The organism is Caldibacillus debilis DSM 16016, assembly GCF_000383875.1.
Taxonomy (GTDB): domain Bacteria; phylum Bacillota; class Bacilli; order Bacillales; family Caldibacillaceae; genus Caldibacillus; species Caldibacillus debilis.
This window is the reverse complement of sequence record NZ_KB912884.1, coordinates 13,413-35,794: the sequence shown is the minus strand read 5'-3', so window position 1 is coordinate 35,794 and position 22,382 is coordinate 13,413. Positions and strand designations below refer to the sequence as shown.

Here is a 22,382-nt window from a genome sequence, read left to right as displayed (position 1 = left end):
CCTTACGGTTTTACTCTTTCCATAAATTGCTCAACCAAATCCTCCGTTAATTCCCCTTCATAGTATTTAACGATTTTCCCGTCCGCGTCAATGAGGAAAGTGGCCGGAAGCGGAAAAATATCGTAGGCGTCCTGAACTTCCCCTTCCCGATCGACGACTACGGGAAAGGACAAGCCGTATTTGTCGACAAAGTTTTGGATGGTCATGTCCGTCTCGCCTACGTTGACGGCGATCACCTCGACCCCCCGGTCCTTATACTTCCGATAGGCCCGGTCGATATAAGGCATCTCCTTTTTGCAGGGCTTGCAGTAGGTGCCCCAAAAATTGAGAAAAACCCCTTTTCCCCGGTAATCGGACAAGCGGTAGCTGTTCCCGTTCAAGTCCTTCAACACGAAGTCCGGGGCGGGATCCCCTTCCCGCACCAGGTCCCTGTCCCCTTTTAAATTCGCGTACAATGTATAAGCAACCGCCAGCGCCAACAGGGCCAAAATAACGGAACGGATCACAAATCGTTTCTTTTTTGTCAATGTCATCCCTTCCTCCCAAGCATGACACAGTTTTGTAAATTATACCATTAATCGTGTCACCTTGCCGAAAACTTTTTTGACGTTTGTGTGAAAGTTATTTAAAGATTTTTTTACGGCGCCCACCCTCCCCGGCAAGGGCCGTGAAGGCGGAGCACCGGCTGCCGTTCCGTCTGCGCCCTCAATATTCCCCCGTCAAGGCAAGGACCCGCAGCTTCTTCACTTCGTGAGGGGTGAGGGGGCGGTAATCGCCGGCGTTTAACCCGTCCAAGGTCAGAAAGGCAAATCTTTCCCGTTTCAATTTGACGACCGGGTGGCCGATTTTCTCGAACATCCTCTTGACCTGCCGGTTCCTTCCTTCGTGGATGGTCAGTTCGACAATGGCCGTATTTTTTTCCCGGTTGCCCGACACAAGCTTCGCTTTGGCGGGAGCGGTCGGCCCGTCTTCGAGGATGACTCCCCTTTCCAAATCCCTTAACGCCGCGCGGGACGGTATCCCCTTCACTTTGGCGATGTAAGTCTTTTCAATCTGATAGCGCGGGTGCATCAAAAGGTTTGCCCATTCGCCGTCATTGGTCAGCAACAAAAGCCCCGATGTATCGTAATCCAGCCTTCCCACGGGAAAAATCCGCTTGTCGTTTTCCAAAATGAGATCGACCACCGTTTTTCTTCCCTTGTCGTCGCTGACGGAAGAGATCACTCCCCGCGGCTTGTAAAGCAGATAGTAAACCGGTTCTTCCCTTTCCAGCGGGATCCCGTTCACTTCGATTTTATCCTCTTCGGAAACCTTGACGCCCAAGGTCCGCACGACTTCTCCGTTCACTTTCACTTTTCCGTCCGTGATCAGCTGCTCGGCCTTTCGTCGCGAAGCGATTCCGGCACGGGCGATGACTTTTTGCAGCCTTTCCAAAGCCTGCACCCTCCTTTGAAGTAACAACTAGATTCCTGCAAAAATTATGACATAAATCGGCAAATATCTCAAAACGTTCGTATTCATTTCGGCATCCCGAGGAAAAACAAAGGGTAGGGCCGAAGGGATTTTTCCGGAGAAAATGAAAAAAAACGGGCGTTTCCCCGTTTTCCGTCCGCTATTGGATATTGGATGATGTGCCCGGCCGTAGCTTGGCCCCCGGAAAAAACCCCGTCCGCCGGGCGGAACCGGGCCGAATGGATCAGGAAGCGGACCGGCTTCCTTTTGCCGGCGAAAACGGCCCGTTCAGCCAATCCCTCCGCTTCTCCCTTCAACCCGTTCCGAAAAAGAGGATGACGATGAGGATGCTGGCGAAAATGCCGACGGCGTCCGCAAGCAGGCCCACCTTCAGCGCATCGCCCATCTTTTTGATCCCGACCGCTCCGAAATAGACGGTCAGCACATAAAAGGTCGTATCGGTGCTCCCCTGGATGACTGAGGCCAGGCGGCCGATGAAGGAATCCGGACCGTAGGTGGCGATGAGGTCGCTCATGATCGCCAGGGCCGCCGTGCCGGAAACGGGGCGCAAGAGGGCCTGGGGCAATACCTCCGCCGGGATGCCGAAGGCCGAGAAGAAAGGCTTGCAGCTTTCCACAAAAAACTCCATGGCCCCCGATGCCCGGAAAATGGAAATGGAGACGAGCATGCCGACCAAAAAGGGGATGATCGATACGGCGATCCGGATCCCTTCCTTCCCCCCCTCTACAAAGGACTCATAGGTAGGCACCTTTTTCCAGGTGCCGTGAAGCAGGATCAAGCCGATCGTTGCGGGAACGATCCACATCGAGACGAGAGACAAAAATTCCATCGCCTTTCCCCCTTTCGTTTTCCAATCCGGAACCCTATTTTTTTCTTCGTTGTCTGCGGAAGTAAAAATACCTGTCAATGAGGATGGCGGCAATTGTCGCGCAAACCGTCGTCAAGAAGGTGGGGATGACAATTTCCGCCGGAGACGAAGACCGGTAGCTCATGCGGATCGACAATACCATCGTCGGCACGAGGGTCAAGCCGGAAGTGTTGAGGGCCAGGAAAGTGACCATCGAACGGCTTGCCGTTTTCTTGTCCTCGTTCAATTTTTGCAGCTCTTCCATCGCCTTGATGCCCATGGGCGTCGCGGCGTTGCCGAGCCCGAACATGTTGGCGATCATGTTGGAAAGGATATATCCCATCGCCGGATGGCCCTCGGGAACCTCGGGAAACAGCCGCTTCGCCAGCGGGCGGAAAAGCCCGGTCAGGGACTGCAATAAACCGGATTCCTGGGCGATCCGCATCAGGCCGAGCCAAAATACGAGGACGCTGATCAGCCCGATGCATAACGTGACCGCTTCCTGGGCGCCTTTCAAAATCGCTCCGTTCACTTCTTCCATTTTCCCGTTCATCGCGGCAAACAACAGACCGATCACGGTCAGTGCGACCCATATGAGATTAATCATGTCCGCTGACCCCGGCAATCCTGGCGAATATGCGCTGGAAACGCTGAAAAAAATTCCCTTCATCCTTTTTTGCTTTCAGATAGATCGGCATGGTGCGAATCTTTTCCCCATTCAAATAAATTTCCGCCTTCCCGACGATCGGAGGGGCATCCCCGCCCCTTTTTCCCCATTCCCTTTTCGGTTTCAGCATCCGGTAGCGGACGCTGACCGAACGCCTTTCTTCCTTCGCCAGCGGATAGGCGAATCCTTCCGCAAGGTAGACGCGGTTCTTGTAAAAAGGGAGCCGGACCGCCTTTATGGTGCCCTCCGGAAGGATGTTCGTCATCCGGTAGGAATCAAACACCCGCTCATAAAGGGTGATGTGATCTTGCCAGTCGTCTTGGGAAGGGGAATTCAAGGTAACGGCGATCAGATCGAGCCCGTTTTTCTCCGCGCTGGAGACCAGCGTCCGTTTCGCCTGTTTCGTATAGCCGGTCTTCCCTCCGGTGGCATTCGGGTAGAGTTCCGTCAACAGGCGGTTTTTGTTCCGGAACACCCGGTACTCCTCCTTCCCGCGGCTTTCCGCCAGATAGACCTTCGTCCCGGAAATTTTGCGGAAGGTTTCGTTTTCCATGGCGTACTTCATCAAAAGGGCCATATCGTAAGCCGTCGAATAATGATTTTTCTCATCGAGTCCATGGGGGTTGGCAAAATGGGTATCCGCCATTCCCAGAAGGGCCGCCTTCTCATTCATCATATAAACGAAGCCCTCGACGCTCCCGCCGACATGCTCGGCGATGGCTACGGCCGCATCGTTCCCGGAGCGGAGCATCAAGCCGTAGACGAGATCGATGAGGCGCACCTTTTCCCCTTCCTTTAAATAAATGGAGGAGCCTTCCGTATGGACCGCCCGTCCGCTTACGGGCGCCCACTCGTCCAGTTTTCCCGATTCGATCGCGAGGATGGCCGTCATGATCTTCGTGATGCTGGCGATCGGCCTTTTTTCATGGGCGTTTTTTTCAAAAAAAATGCGCCCCGTCTTTTGGTCGATGATCACGGCACAGGGGGACCGGATGTCGGAATCGTCGATCGCCCGCGCGGCCCGCGCTTCGTCCGGAAGAAGGGAACCGGCGAAGAAAAAAAGAAGAAGGAGGAGCAAATAGCGCAATCCCGGAAAAGCCATGTCCGTTTTCTCCTTTAAGGTTTTGTACAAGTTTATGCGGAAGCGCCGGAGTTATGACAGTTCAGGCGAACCGGACGGCCGCCGGTTCCTCCGTGCCGCGCGGCAAAGACGCGCTGTCCCCATCGGGTGTTCTGCGGCACGGACGGCCTTCCGGTTCGCCGGTCCGGACGGATTCCGATTTTTTGCGGGCGGCCTGCGGAAACCGCCGGCTGGGCTTTTCCGGGTGCACGCAAAAAACACCGGCTGAAACCAGCCGGTGCCAAAATGCTCAATCTTCTTCGAAACGGAGGGCGAACAAATCCTCCTCATCCGGGGCGACATCCCCTTCATCGGGCAGGGGGGGCAGTTCTTTTAAATCCTTTAATCCGAAATAATCGAGAAATTCCTCCGTCGTCCCGTATAAGATGGGACGTCCGGCCCCCTCCTTCCGCCCGACTTCCTGAATTAAGCCCTTCGCCAAGAGGGTCTGTAGCGGCCTTTCCGTTTTCACCCCGCGGATCTCCTCGATTTCCGCCCGGGTGATCGGCTGTTTATAGGCGATGATCGTCAACGTCTCCAGGGCCGCCTGGGACAGTGACGTGGATGAAGGAGTTTCCACCATCCTTTTCAAATAAACGGCGTTCTCTTTTTTCGTGGCCAGTTTAAAACTTCCGGCCACTTCGATCAGGGCGATGCCCCGGTTCGGATCTTCTTCGTAATCCTTCCGCAGGTCCTCAAGGATTTCCCGGGCCTTCCATTCGTCGATATCCATGATTTTCGCGAGTTCTTTTACCGAAAGTCCTTCATCCCCGCTGGCGAAGAGCAAGCTTTCCATGATTCCTTTCCAGTTCACGATGTCCATGTCCATTACCCCTCATTTACCGTCAGCCAGATGTCGGCAAAAATGCCGTCTTGTTTTACGAAAATGCGGTTTTGTTTCATCAGCTCCAAGATCGCCAAAAAGGTGACGATCAAATATTCCTTGTCATATTCGGGAAAGAGATCGTAAAAATTAGTCCATCCTTTCTTTTCCCTCAAAAAACCTTCGATTTCCTCCATCCGTTTTTCAATGGAATATTCCTGCCTGGCGATTTTCGTCTTCAACGGCTTCTGCAGCTGCTTCCGCCGCAGCAATTTATGAAAGGCTCCCAGCATGTCGTAAATCGTCGGACGGTTTGAAGGATCCAGGGGGCGTTCCGCCGTCCGGTATTCGGACAGGTCGCTGGGCGGTTTCGTATACATGAGCGCCCGGTTTTCCCCCATTTCTTTCAACGCTTCGGAGGCTTCCTTATATTTCCGGTACTCGATCAGCATTTCCACCAACGGTTCCCGGGGATCTTCCTCATATTCTATCGAAAACCCGTCGTCTTCCAACGGTTCCTCATGTTTCGGCAGCAGCATTTTGCTTTTGATGGCGATCAGCGTGGCCGCCATGACCAAGTATTCGCTGGCCACGTCCAGCTGCAGTTCCTGCATCGTATGGATATATAACAAATACTGCTCGGTGATTTCCGCCATCGGGATATCGTAGATATCGATCTCCAATTGTTTGATCAAATGGAGCAAGAGATCCAGCGGACCTTCAAAACCGGCCGTCTTTACGTTCATTTGCATAGGATCACCGTTCACGATTTTTTGTTAAACTAATACTAAGTATAAAAAATTTGCGCCCCGTGGCAAACAAAAATCGAAACAGGCAAAGGAGGCCCCCATGGTTCCCCGTGCTTATCTCGAATACTTATTCCAGTTTCACCGGCGAAGGGATTATTACGAATGTCATGAAATTCTCGAAAATCATTGGAAAAGCGAAGGAAGAAAAAACGGCATATGGGTCGGGCTCATTCAGGTGGCGGCGGCCCTTCACCATTATCGCCGGGGGAATGGGAAAGGGGCCGGCAAATTGATCGAAAAATCCCTTTTCCGCCTCTCCGGTGAGGAGGAGGCCCTGAAAAGGCTGGGCTTCGACAGCGGAAAATTTTTGTCCCTGCTGGAGCAAACACGGGAAAACATCCGAAAAGGGCGGCCCTATCAAGACGTCGATCTCCCTTTGACCGATCCGGGCGTCCGCCGGGAATACGTGGAATATGCCCGGAAGCGGGAAAGGGAGGAAGGGGAGCGGGAGCCGGCCGGCGGCGTCCGGAAAACCGGCGAGGGAGAAGCACCAAGGAAATGAAAAGGTGCTTTGCCCGCTGCGCCGCCGGTGCCCCGCGGGCGGCAAAGAAGAACGGCCCGCCGCTGGTTTCTGCCCATCCGGAAAGGGTACGTGCCGGGTTTTCGCGGATTCAGATGGCTTGTCCGCCGCCTGGTGCCTGCCGATAACGGAAGCAATGCGGCTTCCGTTGAATGCGAAAGGCATGCCGTCCGGCGCGGGGTCCCGCCCATGGGAAGGCACGCCCCGCCCGCTTCCGGCCGTCCGCGAATCGCAAGGCCACGCTCCGCTTGCTGCCGGGAAAGGCGGCTTCCTTCCGGCATAGCCGAAAAAGGGAAGAAGGATCAAAAAAAGCGGCTTTTCTCAGCCGCTTGTCTCCCCATCCTTTTCGGTTCCGTCCGCCTTCTCCTCATCCTTTTGGCACCGTTGGAAAAACGGGTCCGTGATCTCGTTCGCCTTCAATTCCAATTCGGGGTACATCGCTTTTAAAGATCTGACCATGTTTTTACCGATTCCCTGGGAACGGAAGGAAGGATTTACCGAAATATGCCTGATTTCCAACGTCTTGTCGTCCGTTTTGCATACGCCGATCAGTCCGACGATATCCTCCGCTTCCTTCCACAAAAATAAATGCCAGCGATCGTCCGTTTCGTAAATTTTTATCGTTTCCTGCAGCTTTTTGATGTCTTTTTCCGTCGGCATGAGCGATAACAAACCCATGGCGATCTTTTCAAAACCTTTTTTAAAACGTATCAGCATCATAACCCCTCATTAGTTAAATAATTGTTACTACAACTATTTTTAACAATATTTAACCGGGGAATCAAGAACATTCTAGACAAGGAACAGCCAGTAATAAATTCCCCAAGCCAGCGCGATGACCAGGATCAGCAAAAACAACAGGATATTTTTCCTTCTCATTGTCCCGCATCCACCCCGCATGGAAACATGAAATTTTACGATAAAAAGGAAGGAGCGCCAGCCGCCCGGAGCGAGAGCTATCCCGGTGTGCGATAAAAGGGCGGTGCCGGCTGGCTTAAGTCCCATTTAATCCCCATTGCTTCCTTTGTTTTGCGCCGAATTGTGCGGTCTTCCGCAGCCGGGCGAACGCCCGGTCCGGCGGCCGTCCCGCATTCGGGCGCTGTTTCCGCCGCTTCCCTTTCGCACCCGCCATCATTTTAAATATTCGTATACGCGGTCAGAGGCAGGTCGTTTTTCACAAGATCCTCGTACGTTTCCCGCTTGACGACCAGCCGCGCCTCGCCATTTTCGACGAAAACGACCGCCGGGCGCGGAAGCCGGTTATAATTGCTGGCCATGGAATAACCGTAGGCTCCCGTGGAAAAGACGGCCAGAATGTCTCCGCTTTGAAGATCGGGGACGGGCAAGTCCCAGATGAGCATATCCCCGGATTCGCAGCATTTCCCGGCGATGGAAACGACGCGGTCGCGGGGTTCCAATACCCGGTTGGCGACTACCGCCTCGTATTTGGCCTCGTACAAAGCCGGGCGGATATTGTCGCTCATTCCCCCGTCCACCGCCACATACCGGCGGATATTCGGAACCTCCTTCATCGAACCGACGGAATACAGCGTCACGCCGGCGTCCCCGACGATCGACCTGCCCGGTTCCAGCCAAATCTTCGGAAAAGACAGGCCCCTTTCCTCCACTTCCTTCTTCACTTCGCCGACGATGGCCTCGACGTATTTTTCCACCGGCAGGGGATGATCATCCTGGGTATAACGGATGCCGAAACCGCCGCCCAGGTTTAAAACCGCAGGTTCATAGGCATATTTTTCCTTCCAACGGGCGAGATGCTGATAAATCTTTTTGACGGCCAGCCGGTAGGCCTTGGTATCGAATATTTGGGAACCGATATGGAAATGGAATCCCTGCACGTTGTACAAGGGCAAAGACAGCGCCCTTTTCAACGCTTCCTCCGCCTGGCCGCTTCCCAGATCAAAGCCGAACTTGGAATCTTCCTGCCCGGTGATGATGTAGTGGTGGGTATGGGCTTCAATTCCCGGGGAGATCCGGATCTGGATGTTCACCTTCCGGGATCTTTCTTCGCACAGGCGGTGAAGCAGTTCCAATTCATAAAAATTGTCCACGACGAAACAGCCGATTTGATAGTCCAAAGCCATCCGGATTTCTTCCGGGCTTTTGTTGTTTCCGTGAAAATGAATTTTTTCGGGGGGAAAGCCGGCCTTCATCGCGGTATACAGTTCGCCCCCGGAAACCACGTCAATGCCCAAGCCTTCCTGATGGACCAGCTGCAAAATGGCGATGCTGGAAAAGGCTTTGCTCGCATAGGAAACCTGGCCTTCCACTCCCATCGTGCGAAAAGCCTTCAAAAAGCTTTTCGCCCTGTTCCGGATGAGTTCCACATCATAGACGTATAAGGGGGTCCCGAACCTTTTCGCCAAATCGACCGAATCCACACCCCCGATTTCCAAATGGCCGCGTGCATTTACGCGCATGGTGCCGTAAAATCGCATCACACATCGACTCCTACTTCCAGACAGTCATTAAGAAAAACTTATCACAAGTTGGGACAGGATGCAATGCCGGTTTATACGGCGGGACGCGTGCACCGCGATTTGCTCCCGCACCCGGAAAAATTTTCCCCTTATTCCGCCGTTTGCCAATCTTGGAATAGGCGGAAAACGAAACCGCCCGGGAGGCTGAACGCGAAGCCGGCCGGCATCGGCGGCTGATTGGCGGCTGATTGGCCGGCATGGCGAAGGAATGTCCGGCATTCATTTTTCCCGGACCGGAATGTCCAACATGTTTCTTTTCTTTCGGATCGGATGGTTCAACATCGAAGGAAAAATGTCCGACTTTTTTGTCAAACGTTCGATTGAAGATCAAGTTCGTCCAATATCCCGGGTAAAACGTTCCACATTCATTTCGGCTTTCCGGACGGATGGTCCGACATTTCGGCCGGATTGTTCAACAACATAAAGAAATTGTCCCACATCGGATCGGACTGTCCGATATTTTTAACGATCGGTTCATCATTTTAACATTTTTGTTCAACATGGAAAAAAGTTTGTCCGGCATGGGAGAAAAAATGACCGTCATCACTGAAAAAATATCCATCATCGCGGGAAAAACGTCCAACATCGCATCCGGGGCGGATTGACACCTGATCCGTTTTTCAATCCTGGCGGGGCTGGAACGGACGGCCCGATGAATGCAACGGCCGATTTTTCCGCCGGACACCGGATGGATTCGCCTGGCCTGCAGCCCCTGAACCTTTTTCCGCCGAACCTTCGGCCCGTTTTTCGGATGCTCCCATCCGGCGGAAGCTGATGATGATTTTCCGGAGATGAAAGCCGGGAAAAAATCCCGGTTTTTAAAGCGAACCGGGATTTCGAAAACTCTGCCGGCGCAGCCCTTCTTCAAACCGGCTGTTTATAACGGTTGCATTTCCACAGAAGTCCAATGCAGAAGCCGTGTTGGTTTCTTCAAACCGGCTGTTTGTAACGGTTGCGGGGACGGACGATGTCCGGCCGGATCTTCGACCCGGGGACCGAACGGCGGAACAAAATCTGCATGAAAGCCCTTGGATTAAAGGGAATAAACGGCCACAAATAAGGGGTGTCCAAGGAACGGATGGAAGCGAGAAAGATCAAGAGCACGGTCGAACCGATGACGAGGCCGGGAACCTTGAATATCGTCACCAGCAGCGCGAGCACCAGACGGGCAATCTTGTTGGCGACGCTCAGCTCATAACTGGGCGTGGCAAAGGTGCCGATCGCGGCCAAGGAAACGTACAGGATGACCTCCGACATGAACAGGCCCACATCCACCGCGATCTCCCCGATCAAAACGGCGGCGATAATGCCCATGGCCGTCGACAAGGGGGTCGGCGTATGAATGGCGGCAATCCGCAGCAGCTCGATCCCCAAGTCGGCGAGAAAAATTTGCAGGATCACCGGTACATGGGATTTTTTCTCCGGTCCGATGTAATCGATCGAATTCGGCAAAAGATCCGGCTCCAATACAAACAAAAGCCATAAAGGAATCAAAAAAACCGAGATGAGAATGCCGATAAACCGCGCCCAGCGGATCAAGGTCCCGACGCTGGCGGATTCGCGGTATTCCTCGGCATGCTGGACATGATGGAAGTAGGTGGTCGGTGCGATGATGACGCTCGGGGACGTGTCCACAAAAATTAACACATGCCCTTCCAAAAGATGGGTGGCCGCCACATCGGGCCGTTCCGTATAGCGGACGAGCGGGAAAGGATTATACCCTTGCTTGACGAGAAATTCTTCCACGGTCTTGTCCGCCATCGTGATGCCGTCGATTTGGATGTCTTTGATTTCTTTGCGGATGATCGCCACCAATTCGGGATTGGCCACGTCCTTCAAATACCCGATGACCACGTCGGTTTTGGAACGTTCCCCGACTTTATAATTTTCAAAACGGAGCCGTTCGTCCCGGATCCTCCTCCTCGTCAAGGCGGTGTTGACGACGATGTTTTCCACATAGCCGTCCCGGGAACCGCGGACGACTTTCTCCGTATCCGGCTCCTCCGGCTGCCTGCCCGGATATTTGCGCGTGTCGACCACGATCCCCTTCCCTTCGTTTTCCACGAAGAGGGCGATCAACCCGGACAGGATTTGGTCGACCGCCTCATCCAGGGTTTCGACGGTCTCCACCGATTGATGGGGAATGCGGTTCTTGATCGCTTCCGAAATTTTCGCGGACAAGGTTTCGCCATTTTTCAAGCGGACGATTTCCCTGAGGGTGTCTATCACCGTTTTCGTGTCGCACAATCCGTTGGTGTAATAGATATGTACATTTTTGTGCAAAACCACCAGTTTCCGCACGCCAAAATCGAAAGACTCGTGCAGCCCGATCCGTTCCTTCATGTAATCTTCCACGGCGTCCAAACGTTTCGGAATCGGCTGCTTGTTTCCCTTTTGCGGCATCTTTCCACCCCTTCCCGTTTACGATCGGACGGATTCCGCAGATCCCTTTCCGTGCGAAACAGCCGGGCGGATCCCCGGATTCCCGCCTTCGCCCGGAAAGGCAAAGGCCTTTTCGTCCCGGTCCTTTTCGGACCGCCGCTTTTATTTAGTATGGGACTTTTCCCGGATCCCATGAAGAAAAATATTGGAAAAAGGGCAAAAAAATTAACCGGCTGTTTTGGCACGGTCGGTTCTGCGATATTCTTATCCAACCCCGCCCGTCACGGGATTGAAACCGGCGCCGCCGCTTGCGGCAATCCGTATTTTGCGTGACCAAGCCGGAAACCGGCTTTGTTCCCATGTTTGCGGCAGCCGCTTTTTTTGCGTCTCCCGGAAATTTTTCATCGCCTCCCCCGGAAACCCGGCGGAAAGTCCGGACCAAGTCCTCCCGTTTGTGTAAACTCCTGCCCCAGCCAAAGGAACACAGGCTTCCGGAAATGGAAGCTTTGCGCCCGCATCTTTCACAAATTCTTGGACTTCATCAAAATCCGGTTCCCGGTGAAGGCCGTCCTCCGCAAGAAACCTTTGCGCCGCCCTTCACCACCGCTTCCCGGACTTCAGCGAAAACTTCCTTCCGCCTCCGCTGTCCTCATCCGAGGGGCGGCATACGCCTGGGATTCGGCAAAAAATTTAAGGCTACAGTTCCATCCGGTCGCGCATCTGTTTTAAAATCTTTTTTTCCAGCCTGGAGACTTGGACTTGGGAGATCCCGAGCCTTTCCGCCACCTCGGACTGGGTCTGGTCTTTGTAATAACGAAGGTAGACGATCAGTTTTTCCCTTTCGTCCAAGGCTTCAATCGCTTCTTTCAAGGCGAGCTGGTCGAACCATTTTCCTTCATCGTGGTCGGCAATTTGATCCAGCAGGGTGATCGGGTCGCCATCATTTTCATACACCGTTTCATGGATCGACGCCGGCGACAGCCCGGCCTCCTGGGCGAGCAAAATCTCTTCGGCGGGGATCTGCAAAAATTCGCTCAATTCATTGACGGTCGGCGAACGGCCGTGGATCTTGGAAAGCTCATCCTTCGCCCGGCGGATCTTGTTGCCCGTCTCCTTCAGGGACCTGCTGACTTTCACGGTTCCGTCATCCCGGATGAACCGCTGGATCTCGCCGATGATCATCGGGACCGCGTAGGTGGAAAATTTTACGTCATAGGTCAAATCGAATTTGTCTACGGATTTCAGCAAACCGATGCATCCGATCTGAAAAAGGTCGTCCGGGTCATACCCCCGGTTCAAAAAGCGTTGGACAACGGACCAGACGAGGCGCATATTTTTTTCGACGATCCGGTTGCGGGCGTCCTGGTCCCCCTCCTGGCTTTTCCGGATGAGCTCCTTAATCTCGTCATCATTCAGTTGCGGCGCATTTGCGCCGTTTTTCACATCCACATCCATAGACATTTCCCCTTAATTGCGCAGCGCCTTCGATTTTTCCAGGCGCTTTTTCAGGCGCACGGTCGTTCCCTCGTTCGGCTTTGAAACGATTTCCAGTTCATCGACGAAATTTTCCATAATCGTAAATCCCATGCCGGAACGTTCCAGTTCCGGTTTCGTGGTGAACAGCGGCTGTCTCGCTTCTTCAATATTTTCGATGCCGACGCCCCGGTCCCGGATGACGATTTCCACGGAACGGTCTTCGATGGCGGCCTCGATCGTGATGATCCCTTCCGGATCGTTTTCGTAGCCGTGAATGATCGCGTTGGTGACCGCTTCGGACACCGCCGTTTTAATCTCGTTGATCTCATCCATCGTGGGATCGAGCTGCGCCACAAACGCGGCGACGGTGATTCTGGCAAAGGATTCGTTTTGGCTCAGGGCGGGAAATTCGAGCCGCATTCTGTTGTTCATCATCAGGCAACCCCCAATCTTTTCAGCGCATTCTCTTCGCCTGGTTCCAGCCGGATGATCTTGAACAGGCCGGAGATTTGGAACAGGCGCTCGATCGTCGGGGAGATTGCACAGACGACCATTTCACCGTCCGCCTGCTTGATCTGTTTATATCTGCCCAATATGACGCCGAGACCGGAACTGTCCATAAACGTCAATTTTTCCAAATTCAAAACGAGGTGCCGGATGTTTTTGTCTTCGATGACCTTCGCGATTTTTTCCCGCATTTGCTCCGAAGTGTGGTGGTCCAATTCGCCCGACAAACGGACGCACAGCACATGTTGCCTGATCTCCATATCGATGGACAGACTCACTATACAACAGCCTCCTTCCGTCATATAGTGAGTCAATTCGATAAAGCGGAAGGAGATTCCTTCCTCCTGACAAAACTAGTGAAAAATCGATGCCCTCCGGCATTTTTTTAGTTTTGCAGCTTGGTAAATTGGCCCATCATCCGTTGAAAGGTGGTCCAGAAGGAAGCCTTGCCGGTATTTTCCCCGGCGATCAGGGGGCTTTTTGACAGGACCCGGCCGTCCTTTACGAGGGCGACTTCACCGACGGGATCCCCCTTTTTGATGGGCGCCTTCAAGCGGTCCTTGATCTTGACCACCCGGGAAACCCCCTCCAGCTTTTCCCCTTTTTTGTGGAGCACGGACAGCTCCCCGGCCGTAACGGCGGGGATTTTTCTACGTTCCCCTCTTTCCACGGTCACTTGATCCACGGGGGCGTTTTTCGCCAAAAAGGTCTTTTTTTCGTATTGGTAGAAGGCATAATCGAGCATTTGCGTAATTTGCTTGTTCCGCTCCTTGGTCGTGGGCGCTCCGAAGATGACGGCGATGACCCGCATATTTCCTTTTTTGGCCGTTGCCGTCAGGCAATATTTCGCTTCGCTCGTGTATCCGGTCTTCAAGCCGTCGACCCCGGGATAAAAGCGGATGAGCCGGTTGGTGTTGACGAGCCAAAACTTCTTGTCCGTATTTTCCCGCAAATAGGATTCATAGATCCCGGTGTATTTGGTGATGTTTTCGTGTTTTAGCAATTCCTTTGCCATAACGGCCATATCGTAGGCGCTCGCATAATGGTTTTCGGCGGGAAGCCCGGTGGAATTTTGAAACCGGGTGTTTTTCAGCCCCAGCTCCTTCGCCTTCTCGTTCATCATCCGGACGAAATTTTCCTCGGATCCCGCGATTCGTTCGGCGAGGGCGACGGTCGCGTCGTTTGCGGAGGCGACGGCAATCGCCCGGATCAGTTCATCAACGGTCATCTCTTCCCCGGCCTCGAGGAAAATCTGCGAACCGCCCATGGAAGCGGCGTACTCGCTCGTTCTTACCTTTTCGTTCAGCTTCAGCTTGCCCTCATCCAGCGCCTCCATGATCAGCAGCAGGGACATCACCTTCGTCATGCTGGCCGGCGGCAGCGCTTCATGGCTGTTTTTTTCAAAAAGGATCGTCCCCGTATCCCTTTCCATCAGCAATGCGGCCCGCGATTGTTCGGCGAGTTTGAGGCCCTGTTCTTCCGCCGCTCCCGTGAGCGGGCGGAAAACCGCAAGAAAGAAGATCGAGGATAGGCAGACGGAAATCAGCTTTTTCATTTTGTTCCCTCCGAAATTGTAAAATCGGCCTTTTTCTTTTCCATTGTTTCCAATGTTCCCTTTTTTATACAGGATTTACCGTCCCGGAGAGGAAAATGGGGCGATGGGAAAAATGTCCGGGCTTTCGCTTTCGTCCGGCCTTTTTCGCGGAACGAGTCTTCTCTGCCGGGGAGGAACAGGCGAAAGAGGGGACGGCCCCGGGCGGCCAATAGCCTCAGACCGTTCCGCCTCCTTCTGGGAAAGTGTCGTGCGGTCCTTATATTGCAGGACATCTTCTTTTTTGCCTATTGATTGTCTTGTACCGGGAAAAATTTTAGACATACGTGAGAGGAATTATTGTTAAAAGTGGGGATTTAGTCCACTATCATACATATAGAAGGGGTTGGTGGCGATGAAAAGCAGAGCGATCATTCACGGGCACAAATCCGAGGGGATCGCGTTGACGGACCGATAAACGCGCGATTCCCCTCAATCAGTGAGGGGGTACGAAATAAATCGAAGCGTAAAGAAAAATCCTTTTTTTGGAAATTGAAAACCGGAAACCTCTAGGACCCGGGTCCGATGAAATGGCATTGCCTTTGATTCAGGCGGTCAATATCCAACCTGGCATGCGCGTACTGGAGGGGCCGGAACCGGCCAAGTTACCGCTGTCCTGGCAAAACACTGGAACTGTAGTAACCCTTGAACCCTGGGAAGATCTCCATACCATCCACGAATATGCTTCCGAACCAGGGGTTTGCGAATCAAGTTCCGGCACTTGCCGTTAACGCGCAACACCTGCCTTTTGCTGATAACACTTTTGATGCCGTATTTAGTATCGGCTCATTTGAGATGATCGGAAACGAACGCCCGTTGGCTTTGTCCGAAATGATTCGGGTTGCCAGGCGCGGGGCGCGGACCGGTATCGCTGAACCCATGTGCCGACCGATTCCGGTGCCGCCTGATTGGGCTCATTTTGAACAAATCCGGATTTTCGAGCGGCTTTTCCGAACCGTTGACTGGAATCGTGAGTTATTCCTCCGTCATGGGTTATCCGTCACGGAAAGCTATTATTTTGAAGAAGGCGATCAGTGGTGGGTGGATAACTTGCGGTATCACGATGGAGAAAAGGAATTGATCCTGCAGGACGGAGGCCGCTGGTTGTCGTTGGGGCTTGTCGTCGGTGAAAAGACATAAAAATAAAAATCATGCAGGCAGAACTCATCGTTTAAGAGGCGGTCCCCAAAGGGTTCGCATAGCGTTCCCCTTTGGGCCGCTTTTTTGGCAAAAATAAAGAAGAAAACCGTTCTGTTTTGGCTTAATAGAGTCACCACAACCCTGCCAAAAAAGGACGGTTTTCTTAATTTATATTTCCAAGGATATTGATATTTTCAACCCCAAACAAATGGATCCGGGTCCCTTCGTTATCCTCTCTCCTGGCGGAGAAACCGCCCGGCCTGCGATCCGATGAGGAAAGTCATCCCGCATATTTTCGCCAATCGGATCTATTCCCCCCGCCAAGTCGAAAGGCAGTTGAAAGAATACATTGATTTTATATGGCGATCCGGTGATCAAACATCGGATGTTCTCAAAGTCAACCGAATTCCGCCGAAACGGATGAAAGATGTCATTTACGAAATCTATTCTCCATCGATCTTTTGCTTCAAGAAGGGCTCGTGAAACCGGAGCATCATTTTCCGGATGGAACGAAAAACGGAGCCGATGCCAACCAATGCGCATTCGTTTGGCGCAAATCCATAGAAAAGGACGATCAGAAGTTGGAGAAGAAATTCCAGCGAATCGTCGCCGCACTTGAACAAATGGCGAAAGAAAAAAGGCGGAACAAGCAGGGACTTTCAAGAAAAGCTGAAGCTTCACCGATCACGCCGGAAGCGGTCGAAACCGTGGCTCCCAAAAAGAAATGGGGCTTATTTGTGTTGCCCGCATTTGAAAAAACGGGCGGCGAACCGCCTCCCCACTGAAAAAAAGGAATACATACGGAGACTGAAGCAGATCCTTTGAGAAAACAAAAACAGAAGGGCGTCCGGAAAAGGTCGTTTTACGGACCTTTTGGAACAGCCCTCCGGAAAAAACCATTTTTCATTCCACAGCCCGTGCCGGAGCCGCCGGGCGTCCGGCCTGCTCCGGCGATTACGGTCGATTACGGGGGAAATCCCCGCGGCCGTCCGGCTACGAAATGATTTCGTAGATCAGGGGCGGAGGGGTAACGGGGGTTTCCGCGATGCGGATATTTTCTTCCAGCAGGCGGAGCACCTCCCGGATGTCTTCCCGGTTCGCGTGGACCGTAAGCAGGGGCTCGCCCTTTTCCACCCGGTCCCCCACCTTTTTATGGAGGACGATCCCGACGGACAGGTCGATGGCGGAATCCTTCGTCGTTCTGCCGGCCCCCAAAAGCATGGCCGCATGGCCGATTTTTTCCGCAACGATCGCTTCCACCCATCCCGCTTTTTCCGCTTTCAGCGCCGTTTGGTATTTGGCTTTCGGAAGCCGTTCAGGATCCTCGATCACCCGGACGTCTCCCCCCTGGGCTTGAACGAACGTTTTCATCTTCTCCAGGGCCTTGCCGGAGGCGATCGCTTCCTGCAAAATGTTCCGGGCTTCCTCCGGCGTTGCCGCCTTTTGGGCCAGGCACACCATCTGGCTTCCCAGCGTCAGGCAAAGTTCCGTCAAGTCCTCGGGTCCATGTCCCTTCAACGTTTCGATCGCTTCCTTGACTTCCAGGGCGTTGCCGACGGCATAGCCCAACGGCTGGCTCATATCGGAAATGACGGCCATCGTTTTCCTGCCCAGCCGGTTCCCGATGTCCACCATCGCCTTCGCCAACAGGCGGGCGTCGTCCAAGGATTTCATGAAAGCCCCGGAACCGGTTTTCACATCCAAAACGATGGCGTCGGCCCCCGCCGCAATCTTTTTGCTCATGATGGAGCTGGCGATCAGGGGGATGCTTTCCACCGTCCCGGTAACGTCCCGGAGGGCGTACAGCTTTTTGTCGGCCGGCGTTAAATTCCCGCTTTGGCCGACGACGGCGATTTGGTTTTCGTTCACGAGGCGGATGAATTCCTCGTTGGCGATTTCCACATGAAAGCCCGGGATCGATTCCAGTTTGTCGATCGTCCCGCCGGTATGCCCCAGCCCCCTTCCGCTCATCTTCGCCACGGGCACCCCGACGGAAGCGACCAAGGGACCCAGGATCAGCGTCGTGGTATCGCCGACGCCGCCGGTTGAATGCTTGTCAACCTTGATTCCGCCGATCCGGGAAAGGTCGACCCGGTCCCCCGATTCCACCATGGCAAGCGTCAAATCCCGCCGTTCCCGCTCGTCCATCCCGCGAAAATAAATGGCCATCAGCAGGGCGCTCGCCTGGTAATCGGGGATATGGCCGGCCGTATATTCCCTTATGAAAAAACGGATTTCTTCCGTCGATAAGGCGAAGCCGTCCCGCTTCTTTTCAATGATGTCCACCATCCTCATACTCGTCACCGCCCTTTTCAACTGGAAATTTCCTGCAAAAAGCTTTTCCCGTATCGGGGCAGTTTCACCCCGAAATTATCCGCGATCGTCGCCCCGACATCGGCGAAGGTTTCCCGGAGGGGCAATTCCCTTCCTTCTTTCATCGTCTTCGCGTAAACGAGGAGGGGAACGTATTCCCGCGTATGGTCCGTCCCGTGATGGACCGGGTCGTTGCCGTGGTCCGCCGTGATGATCAGCAGGTCGTCATCCCTTAATTTCGCGAACACTTCCGGGAGCCGGGCGTCGAATTCCTCCAACGCCTTTCCGTATCCGATCGGATCGCGGCGATGGCCGTAAAGGGCGTCAAAATCCACCAGATTCAAAAAGCTGAGGCCGGTAAATTCCATGTCCATCGATTGCAAAAGCTTGTCCATCCCGTCCATGTTGGAGACGGTGCGCATATGCTTCGTTACGCCTTCGCCGTCGTAAATATCGGAAATCTTGCCGATGGCGATCACCTCAAAGCCGGCGTCCTTCAGTTCGTTCATCACGGTGCGGGAGAAGGGCTTCAAAGCGTAATCGTGACGGTTGGCCGTCCGGACAAAATGCCCCGGGGTCCCGACGAAGGGACGGGCGATCACCCGGCCCACCCGGTATTTTTCGTCCAGGGTCAGCTCCCGGCAGATTTCGCAAATTTTGTAAAGCTCTTCAAGGGGGACGATTTCTTCATGGGCGGCGATTTGCAGAACCGAGTCGGCGGACGTATAAACGATGAGCGCCCCCGTTTCCATATGTTCCTTCCCCAGCTCTTCGATGATCGCCGTCCCGCTTGCCGGCTTGTTTCCGATGACCTTGCGGCCGGTTCTCCTCTCGATTTCCCTGATCAATTCGTCGGGGAAGCCTTCGGGAAACACTTGAAACGGGGTATCGATGCGGAGCCCCATGATTTCCCAGTGGCCGGTCATCGTGTCTTTCCCGGCGGAGGCCTCCTTCATTTTCGTATAAAAAGCCAGCGGCCGCTCCGCCTTCGGGATCCCTTTGATTTCCCGGATATTGCCCAATCCCAGCTTCGCCATGTTCGGCATGTTCAGCCCGTTCATCTTTTCGGCGATATGCCCGAGGGTATCGGCGCCGGCGTCGTTAAATTCGGCCGCATCGGGCGCCTCGCCGATCCCGACCGAATCCATGACGATCAAAAACACCCTTTTATATTTCATCGCTGAAACCGCCTTTCCATAGAATCTTCCGTCGGAACAACGGATGGAAAAACCATTCCTCCTTTATAATAGCCGGTTCGCAAAAACGAAAACAAGAAAAAACGGTTGAACGATTTCTGACAAAATCTTTCCGGAAATCTTCAACCGCTCGCACCGCTTTCCCATCCGCATAAAAGGAGCCGGAATACGCCGGATAAAATTCGGCCATGCCTTAGGAAGGTTTGCCGTCGGAACGGGAAGTCCTGTACGCCCCCTAAATTCGAAAGGCCCCCTGCCTTGCGCCTTTCGGGCGGCACCTCCCGGTTTTCGGCGGGGGAAAAAAGGCCCATGGGGCCGGATTCATCGGGACTTCCCCGCGCTCGCGGCCGGGCGCGCCCCGTTCCCCGCAAAAAACCTACGCCCGGGGATGATATTTTCGATAGACATCTTTTATTCTCGTCTTCGTCACATGGGTATAGATTTGCGTCGTGGAGATGTCCGCGTGCCCCAACATTTCCTGGACGGCCCGCAGGTCGGCCCCGTTCTCCAAAAGGTGGGTGGCGAAGGAATGGCGGAGGGTGTGCGGGGTCAGGGGCGTTTTGATCCCCGCTTTTTCCGCCAGCTGCTTCAAAATTTTCCAAAAGCCTTGACGGGTGAGCCTTTGGCCGTGATGGTTCAAAAACAGCGCCTCGGTCTGCCGCTTCTTCGCCAACTTCGGCCGGGAATGCCGCAAGTAGTTTTCAACGGCGCGGGCGGCATGTTTGCCGAGGGGAATGATCCGTTCCTTGTTCCCCTTTCCGATGCAGCGCACAAAGCCCATGGACAGATAGACATCGTCCAAATTCAACCGGACGAGCTCGCTGACCCGCATTCCCGTCGCGTACAGCAGTTCCAGCATCGCCTTGTCGCGGATGCCGTATTCCGTCGACAAATCCGGCGAATTCAACAGCTGTTCGACTTCCTTTTGATTTAAAACGCGGGGCAAATTCCTTTCCGGTTTCGGCGAATCGATGTGGAGGGTCGGATCGGTGTCCACGATGCGATCCCGCAATAAAAAGTGGTGGAAGGATCGGATGGATGCGATGTGGCGGGCGAGGGTCTTCGTCGATTTCCCTTCCCCTCTCAACTTCCCCAGGAACTGCAAAATATGGATTCTCGTAATCTCCTTCGGATCGGCGATCTGGAACGTTTCCTTCAAAAACAGGGCGTATTTTTTCAAGTCCCGCCGGTAAGCCTCGATCGTATTTTCCGCCAGTCCCTTTTCCACGGTCAAAAAATGGAGAAAATCCCGGATATGATCGTCCACTTTTTTACTCCCCTATCAGATAAAACAGGAATAATCGCTGGAAAAGATCGTCGCTTTCAAAGCCTCCCGATTCAATGGAGACCTTGACCGCATCTCCTTCCGGTTCGTCGTAGCGGTGCCGGTTTTGATATTCCTCGTTCACCCACATCATAGCATAGTAGAAGAAAATCGTACATCCCAAAAAGAGGATGAACACCTTCAAGGTTTGCCAAAGAATCGCCAACATTTTTTTCATCTTCCCGCACCCTTTGTCCGCAGTTTTTAATACAGCCTATGCCAAAACCGGCGAATCTTATACCTGTCTTCCGGGGCGGCGGCTTGCCGGCGCCGGCGCGGGGGATTTTCGGGCAAAAAAAAAGTAAGCATATTCGCATGCTTACTGCTCCGGTTCCTTTCCGGCAAAGCAGGACCGGATATTTAGCGGACAGCAAATTTTACGACTTACTGCTGCGGTTCCTTTCCGGAAGGCCTTTTCGCCGGAAAGACAACCGTCAGATGGAGGCGGCTTTCTTATTTTTTTCGCCGCCCGTCGCTTTTTCCTGGCAGCGGCGGCAGATGCCGTGGAACGTCAGCCGGTGGTCGATGATCTGGAAATGCCAGTTCTTTTCCACGATCTCTTCCACTTCCCCGAGCAAATCCTCTTGAATTTCTTCCACGGAGCCGCATTCGATGCAAACGAGATGGTGATGGAAATGTTTGGCGCCTTCCTGCCTCAGATCGTACCGGGAAACCCCGTCTCCGAAATTAATTTTATCGACGATTTTCAGTTCGGTCAGCAACTCCAGCGTGCGATAAACGGTAGCAAGGCCGATTTCCGGGGATTTTTCTTTAATGTAGAGGTACACGTCCTCCGCGCTCAAATGCTCGGCTTCGTGTTCCAGCAAAACCCGGACGATTGCTTCCCGTTGAGGGGTCAGCTTGTAACTGGCTGTATGTAATTGTTTTTTGATCCGATCCAGGCGATTTTCCATCCATTTGCCCCTCCCTCGCCAATGTATTTTCATTATATCAAAACACCGCCAAGTTGCAAACTGAAATAATTTTAAATTAGACTTTATAATTATTCTAACATAAAAATTATTTTATTTGATAATCAGTGATGGAACAAGGACAAAACGGCCCGCATGAGGAGGGGCGTGAGATAGCCTTCGATGACGGCGGCGGCGCACAGGAGAAGATTTGCCGCCCCGTAAACGAGAATATACCGGAGGAGCATCGGGGCGAAGGGCTGGTAAAAGCGCTTGACGAACAATTTTTTGATCATTTGCAGGCTGAAGGCGACGGCGGCAACGACGACGAAAATGTACACCGGCAGGGCGATGAAGTTCTGCGGAAGGACGGCGGCCACCGACAATAAAAAGCCGGACAGGCCCATCTGCTGCACCAAAAACCCGACGGTGAAACCGACGACCATCCCTTTGAGGAACAGCATCACCAAAATGATCGGCAGCCCGATCATGGAAATGCCCAGGAGCCAAATGATCCCGATAAATTTGCTGTTATAGGCGAGGGTATGGGAAAAGACCTCCTTTGCGGATACGATCTCCCCGTTCTTCATTTGGACAAAAAATTCATTGATAAAATAAAAGAGATCCTGCTTTTGGGTTGCGCTCAGGCTGTTGACGATGACGGCCCCGAATATGACCCCCATCACCAAGAGCACCGTATGAAAGATGTACATGGAAGCATGCTCGCGCAAATGCCCGGCCAACCGGTTTCTCCGCTGCAGAGTTCCCATGGCAACCTTCCTTCC

General features: G+C 53.4%; 25 protein-coding genes. 3 read left to right on the top strand and 22 right to left on the bottom strand.

All coding sequences use genetic code 11. The features are described 5' to 3' along the window. Nucleotides 1–2 precede the first annotated feature (2 nt). From resA to A3EQ_RS0107180, 7 genes are all read right to left on the bottom strand, one after another. Nucleotides 3–533: a thiol-disulfide oxidoreductase ResA gene (gene resA, locus A3EQ_RS0107220; protein ID WP_020154510.1), complete on the bottom strand. Its 531-nt coding sequence runs from the start codon at nucleotides 531–533 to the stop codon at nucleotides 3–5. Nucleotides 534–705: 172 nt separating this feature from the next. Beyond that, nucleotides 706–1,434, bottom strand: a complete 729-nt coding sequence (locus A3EQ_RS0107215) for a pseudouridine synthase (protein ID WP_020154509.1) — start codon at nucleotides 1,432–1,434, stop codon at nucleotides 706–708. Between the two features lie 331 nt (nucleotides 1,435–1,765). Next, nucleotides 1,766–2,302 (bottom strand): spore maturation protein, encoded by a 537-nt coding sequence (locus A3EQ_RS0107205; protein ID WP_020154507.1) that lies wholly within the window; start codon nucleotides 2,300–2,302, stop codon nucleotides 1,766–1,768. Nucleotides 2,303–2,336: 34 nt separating this feature from the next. Then, nucleotides 2,337–2,927, bottom strand: a complete 591-nt coding sequence (locus A3EQ_RS0107200) for a nucleoside recognition domain-containing protein (protein ID WP_020154506.1) — start codon at nucleotides 2,925–2,927, stop codon at nucleotides 2,337–2,339. Continuing rightward, the gene (locus A3EQ_RS0107195) at nucleotides 2,920–4,089 is read right to left on the bottom strand and encodes a D-alanyl-D-alanine carboxypeptidase family protein (protein ID WP_020154505.1); all 1,170 of its coding nucleotides are present in this window, start codon (nucleotides 4,087–4,089) and stop codon (nucleotides 2,920–2,922) included. Before A3EQ_RS0107195 ends, A3EQ_RS0107200 begins: the two co-directional genes overlap by 8 nt. 268 nt (nucleotides 4,090–4,357) lie before the next feature. Then, on the bottom strand, nucleotides 4,358–4,930 hold the full coding sequence (scpB, locus tag A3EQ_RS0107185) for an SMC-Scp complex subunit ScpB (RefSeq protein ID WP_026499809.1): 573 nt from the start codon (nucleotides 4,928–4,930) through the stop codon (nucleotides 4,358–4,360). A gap of 5 nt (nucleotides 4,931–4,935) precedes the next feature. Then, nucleotides 4,936–5,682: a segregation/condensation protein A gene (locus A3EQ_RS0107180; protein ID WP_020154502.1), complete on the bottom strand. Its 747-nt coding sequence runs from the start codon at nucleotides 5,680–5,682 to the stop codon at nucleotides 4,936–4,938. A gap of 97 nt (nucleotides 5,683–5,779) precedes the next feature. On the opposite strand from A3EQ_RS0107180, the gene A3EQ_RS20765 reads away from it, so the two are divergent. Beyond that, nucleotides 5,780–6,241, top strand: a complete 462-nt coding sequence (locus A3EQ_RS20765; RefSeq protein WP_020154501.1) for a DUF309 domain-containing protein — start codon at nucleotides 5,780–5,782, stop codon at nucleotides 6,239–6,241. A gap of 339 nt (nucleotides 6,242–6,580) precedes the next feature. Here A3EQ_RS20765 and A3EQ_RS0107165 read toward each other — a convergent pair whose 3' ends face one another. The 9 genes from A3EQ_RS0107165 to A3EQ_RS0107100 all read right to left on the bottom strand — a co-directional run bounded on the left by A3EQ_RS0107165 (nucleotide 6,581) and on the right by A3EQ_RS0107100 (nucleotide 14,677). Next, nucleotides 6,581–6,976 carry a GNAT family N-acetyltransferase gene (locus A3EQ_RS0107165; protein WP_020154499.1) on the bottom strand — a complete coding sequence of 132 codons (396 nt, stop codon included), beginning with the start codon at nucleotides 6,974–6,976 and terminating at the stop codon, nucleotides 6,581–6,583. Between the two features lie 75 nt (nucleotides 6,977–7,051). After that, nucleotides 7,052–7,264: a hypothetical protein gene (locus A3EQ_RS22715; protein WP_169382658.1), complete on the bottom strand. Its 213-nt coding sequence runs from the start codon at nucleotides 7,262–7,264 to the stop codon at nucleotides 7,052–7,054. 131 nt (nucleotides 7,265–7,395) lie between these two features. Beyond that, nucleotides 7,396–8,715: a diaminopimelate decarboxylase gene (gene lysA / locus A3EQ_RS0107150; RefSeq protein WP_020154497.1), complete on the bottom strand. Its 1,320-nt coding sequence runs from the start codon at nucleotides 8,713–8,715 to the stop codon at nucleotides 7,396–7,398. 13 nt (nucleotides 8,716–8,728) lie between these two features. Beyond that, nucleotides 8,729–9,088, bottom strand: a complete 360-nt coding sequence (locus tag A3EQ_RS22455) for a hypothetical protein (protein WP_154652833.1) — start codon at nucleotides 9,086–9,088, stop codon at nucleotides 8,729–8,731. A gap of 599 nt (nucleotides 9,089–9,687) precedes the next feature. After that, complete coding sequence (locus A3EQ_RS0107130; RefSeq protein ID WP_020154493.1) at nucleotides 9,688–11,160, bottom strand: spore germination protein; 1,473 nt, start codon at nucleotides 11,158–11,160, stop codon at nucleotides 9,688–9,690. Nucleotides 11,161–11,835: 675 nt separating this feature from the next. After that, on the bottom strand, nucleotides 11,836–12,594 hold the full coding sequence (sigF, locus tag A3EQ_RS0107115) for an RNA polymerase sporulation sigma factor SigF (protein WP_020154490.1): 759 nt from the start codon (nucleotides 12,592–12,594) through the stop codon (nucleotides 11,836–11,838). A 12-nt stretch (nucleotides 12,595–12,606) separates the two neighbouring features. Further along, the gene (gene spoIIAB / locus A3EQ_RS0107110; RefSeq protein ID WP_026499808.1) at nucleotides 12,607–13,047 is read right to left on the bottom strand and encodes an anti-sigma F factor; all 441 of its coding nucleotides are present in this window, start codon (nucleotides 13,045–13,047) and stop codon (nucleotides 12,607–12,609) included. Between the two features lie 2 nt (nucleotides 13,048–13,049). Then, nucleotides 13,050–13,400, bottom strand: a complete 351-nt coding sequence (gene spoIIAA, locus A3EQ_RS0107105; RefSeq protein WP_020154488.1) for an anti-sigma F factor antagonist — start codon at nucleotides 13,398–13,400, stop codon at nucleotides 13,050–13,052. A gap of 107 nt (nucleotides 13,401–13,507) precedes the next feature. Continuing rightward, entirely contained in the window at nucleotides 13,508–14,677 is a 1,170-nt protein-coding gene (locus A3EQ_RS0107100; RefSeq protein WP_020154487.1) for a D-alanyl-D-alanine carboxypeptidase family protein, read from the bottom strand. 717 nt (nucleotides 14,678–15,394) lie between these two features. Here A3EQ_RS0107100 and A3EQ_RS0107090 point away from each other — a divergent pair. Then, on the top strand, nucleotides 15,395–15,853 hold the full coding sequence (locus A3EQ_RS0107090; protein ID WP_020154485.1) for a methyltransferase domain-containing protein: 459 nt from the start codon (nucleotides 15,395–15,397) through the stop codon (nucleotides 15,851–15,853). A gap of 581 nt (nucleotides 15,854–16,434) precedes the next feature. Beyond that, complete coding sequence (locus A3EQ_RS22710) at nucleotides 16,435–16,638, top strand: hypothetical protein (protein WP_153017609.1); 204 nt, start codon at nucleotides 16,435–16,437, stop codon at nucleotides 16,636–16,638. Between the two features lie 208 nt (nucleotides 16,639–16,846). Here the strand turns inward: A3EQ_RS22710 and A3EQ_RS0107070 are convergent, their stop codons facing one another. The 6 genes from A3EQ_RS0107070 to spoIIM all read right to left on the bottom strand — a co-directional run bounded on the left by A3EQ_RS0107070 (nucleotide 16,847) and on the right by spoIIM (nucleotide 22,367). Continuing rightward, nucleotides 16,847–18,148, bottom strand: a complete 1,302-nt coding sequence (locus A3EQ_RS0107070) for a pyrimidine-nucleoside phosphorylase (protein WP_020154483.1) — start codon at nucleotides 18,146–18,148, stop codon at nucleotides 16,847–16,849. 17 nt (nucleotides 18,149–18,165) lie between these two features. Beyond that, nucleotides 18,166–19,344 (bottom strand): phosphopentomutase, encoded by a 1,179-nt coding sequence (gene deoB, locus A3EQ_RS0107065; RefSeq protein WP_020154482.1) that lies wholly within the window; start codon nucleotides 19,342–19,344, stop codon nucleotides 18,166–18,168. Between the two features lie 394 nt (nucleotides 19,345–19,738). Then, entirely contained in the window at nucleotides 19,739–20,629 is an 891-nt protein-coding gene (xerD, locus tag A3EQ_RS0107055) for a site-specific tyrosine recombinase XerD (RefSeq protein WP_020154480.1), read from the bottom strand. 4 nt (nucleotides 20,630–20,633) lie between these two features. Continuing rightward, complete coding sequence (locus A3EQ_RS0107050; RefSeq protein WP_026499805.1) at nucleotides 20,634–20,864, bottom strand: YqzK family protein; 231 nt, start codon at nucleotides 20,862–20,864, stop codon at nucleotides 20,634–20,636. A gap of 256 nt (nucleotides 20,865–21,120) precedes the next feature. Then, complete coding sequence (fur, locus tag A3EQ_RS0107040; RefSeq protein ID WP_020154477.1) at nucleotides 21,121–21,600, bottom strand: ferric iron uptake transcriptional regulator; 480 nt, start codon at nucleotides 21,598–21,600, stop codon at nucleotides 21,121–21,123. 122 nt (nucleotides 21,601–21,722) lie between these two features. Continuing rightward, nucleotides 21,723–22,367, bottom strand: coding sequence for a stage II sporulation protein M (gene spoIIM, locus A3EQ_RS0107035; protein WP_020154476.1), 645 nt, complete (start codon nucleotides 22,365–22,367; stop codon nucleotides 21,723–21,725). Nucleotides 22,368–22,382: the final 15 nt, after the last annotated feature.